Consider the following 3,379-nt stretch of genomic DNA (forward strand, 5'->3'; position numbering starts at 1 on the left):
CTGCTGGACGGCGAGGACCCTCAGGGTCTAATCGACGCGGGATGGACCGCCGTTGGACCAGATGCCGCAGACGTGGCCAAATCGCTCAGCGTGATGGAAGGTAAGTAATGCCGTTAGTAACGTGGATGAAGAGCAAGTCCAAGCTCGATGGATCTCTGAAATCGAAAATCTACAACTTCTTGGAGAAGCTGCAGGAAGACGACACGGCACCGGGCCTGCACATCGAACCGATGAACAAGCCGAAGGACCCACGAGTCCGCACTGGGCGCGTTGACCTGAACTACAGGGCCGTCCTCTATCGACTGAACCCCGCGGGCGAACCGCACTACATCTACATCGGCGCGTGGCCTCACGACCAGGCTATAGAGATTGCCCGATCCAGCGTGCTCCAAGTCAACCCTGTAAACGGTGTTGTGGAACTGATTAAGGGCTCAGAGCCGGGCATCGGCGACGGTGAGCCCGGCGGCACCACTGTGGTTCCGCCGCCTGTTAGTCCAGATCCTGAGCCGGGCTTCGTAAACGGTCTGATTGCTGCCGGCTACACGCCGGAATATCTGGTGGAGGACCTGGGCATCGATGCGGAGGTCGCTCGGCGCGCAATCGCTGCCCGTTCACTGAAGGAATTCTCCGCAGTCGTGGACAACGCGCCCGAGTGGCAGGGTATTGCCCTGATCGATCTCGAAGCCGGAAAGTCTCTGGCTGACGTCAAAGAAGAGCTCGGGCTCGGCAAGTACGAAGACGATGCGACGAAGTCCGACGATGAGAAGATCCGGGAGGCGTTGGAACACCCGGCGTCGAAGATCCAGTTTGCGTTCATCGGCGAGAACCCGCAGGAACTGAAAAACATCATCGAGTTTGGTGACTTTGAAGCTTGGCGCACGTTCCTGCACCCGGAGCAGCGGCAGTATGCCGAGAAGAGCCGTAACGGCTCGTTTCGCCTGTCCGGTGGAGCAGGTACAGGTAAGACTGTGGTCGCACTGCACCGCGCCAAAGTACTCGCCGACGCGAAACCACCGGCACGAATCATTCTGACGACATACACAACCACTTTGGCAGAGTCACTGGCCACGAATATGGCCAAACTTGACCCCGCCCTGGCGATGTCGACGAAGCTGGGCCAGCCGGGCGTCTGTGTAGCCGGTATCGATTCGTTGGCCTTTCAGATCTGGTCGGCGGCATCCGTCGATGAACGATCCGCTGCGCTCAACATAATGTTTGGCAACGGAGACCAGCAGACGACCAAGCGGACGGACAAGGACGCCTGGGACTTCGCCGCTGGATCTGTGGACCATGGCCTGGAACCGACACTCGCCAACGCCACGTTCCTGGAGCAGGAATACCTCTCTGTGGTCTTGGCCAACGGGGTGACCACCAAGGATGAGTACCTGAAGGTTTCGCGCGCCGGCCGCGGGACCGCCTTGAACCGGCCCAAGCGGATTGCCGTGTGGCGGATCATCGAGGCGTATCGACGTGCGAACCGGATGGAAGACAAAGCCAGCTATGCGGAGATCGCGGCCCTCGCCGCCGCCGCACTGAACCATCGCGCCTCCGTCGGGGGACCGCGGCCGGCGGATCACGTCATTGTGGACGAGGCGCAGGACTTTCACGCAGGGCATTGGCTATTGCTGCGGGCCTTGGTTGCCGAAGGAACCAACGACCTGTTCATCGCAGAGGATTCCCATCAGCGGCTGTACGGACAGAAGGTGCCGCTGTCCCGCTTTGGCATTCATATTGTTGGCCGTTCCCGCCGTCTGACGCTGAACTACCGCACGACGGCGCAGAACCTCGCCTTCGCCGTGAAACTGCTCTCCGGGGCGGAGTTCCACGACATTGAGGATGGCGAGGAGAAGTCCAGCGATTATCGGTCAGCGCGAAGCGGTCCGGAGCCGGTCCGCCAGGGCCTTGAGTCGCTCAACAGCGAGCTCGACCTCGCTGCCGACCACGTTCGGCGTTGGCAGGAGGAGGGGACCGAGGGTGCGTCGATCGGAATCCTGGTCCGGGCAAAGCATCAGCAGGCCCAAGTGGTCAGCAGCCTGAACGAGCGTGGAATCCAGGTGCGATCGATTGACGCAGCTGCCCCCGACGGCAAGGAGCCTGTGGTGATGACAATGCACCGCGCCAAAGGCATGGAATTCGCAAAGGTGATTCTCTTCGGTGTCAGCGACTCCAGCCTGCCTCAGAAGCACGCCATTCAGGGCTTGGCTGATGCTGAGCGTGAGGACGCCTTGCTGCGGGAGCGGTCGTTGCTGTACGTGGCAGCAACCCGCGCCCGCGACGAGCTCGTGGTGACGTGGAACGGGAAACCGTCGGAGCTGCTTGGTCCAAAGTAGTCTCGGTATTTTCAAGGCAACTCACAAACATTTGGGGGAGAAATGACGGTTAGCGCGACAGCAAGAAAGTCCCGATGGTGGGACGGTGACGCGACGCAGCGCTACTGGATGGAAATAGTGCATGTAGAAGAATTCGGCAAACAGCTAGTGGCTCCGGAGGAAACCCGTCACGATCGAATGCATGACGTCCGGACTGGGGATGTAGTACTGCATTGGGTCAGTAAGAAGAACCCTATGCGCTGGAAACCAGGGGTTTACGGTGCGTCGGTAGTTGCTGGAGAACTTCAGCCGAATGGGGGAACCTGGCTTGGAAAGCCAGCCAACACGATCGCTTTGGCCAAGTACAAGGCTCTCCGAGAGCCGTATTTACTGGGGCAGCTCCGGGCGAACCACGAGGAAGACATCCTCGGGATCCTCGAGGGCTTGAAGCACGACGGAACAACGGTGTCAGGCAGCGCTACGCAGGGTTCTGCGCGGATCCCATTGTGAAGAGGGCAATCGAATTGCAGGCCGTCCGACAGGCAATGGCCAAATATGAGTCAGCTGGCTATGAGGTCCAAGATGTCGGGGCCTTCGAGTCATACGACCTAAGGGCAGTGCGCGGAAACGAAGTCCGCTTCATTGAAGTGAAGGGCTCGCAAAGCGCTGTCCGCAAGGTGATCTTGACTCGCAACGAGGTAACCCACGCAAATGACTACAGCCCAACGGACCTCGTTATTGTGGAAGAAATCGGGTGGGAGCCCCACCGGGACGGCTCGGTTTCTACACGAAACGGCATCATGAGCGTGCACCCGGACTGGCGGCCGTCCCCGGAAAACCTGAAGCCGCTGAGTTACGAGTACTTCCTCGATTAACTTGTGCGGCCGGACCCTTCAGCAGGTTCCGGCCGCACCGTCAGCGGGTCAGTTACTGCGGATCAGTAGACATCTTGACGAATCCGCTGGGCGAGGTCGCTCGGGGCAAAGTCATCCAAGTGATAAAGATTCCAGCCCTGTCCCTCGAGCCACTCATCGCGTTCTTGATTTCTTGCGATTAGCACAACAACGTAC

2 protein-coding genes are annotated in these 3,379 nt (G+C 59.6%); both read left to right on the forward strand.

The annotated features are described in order from the left end of the window. The first annotated feature begins 125 nt into the window (after positions 1-125). Positions 126-2,330 carry a 3'-5' exonuclease gene (locus AC1DEY_RS22790; RefSeq protein WP_476869984.1) on the forward strand — a complete coding sequence of 735 codons (2,205 nt, stop codon included), beginning with the start codon at positions 126-128 and terminating at the stop codon, positions 2,328-2,330. A gap of 485 nt (positions 2,331-2,815) precedes the next feature. Continuing rightward, positions 2,816-3,184, forward strand: coding sequence for a protein NO VEIN domain-containing protein (locus AC1DEY_RS22795; protein WP_476869985.1), 369 nt, complete (start codon positions 2,816-2,818; stop codon positions 3,182-3,184). Positions 3,185-3,379 lie beyond the last annotated feature (195 nt).

The sequence above is a fragment of the Arthrobacter sp. 05T47 genome (assembly GCF_056395825.1).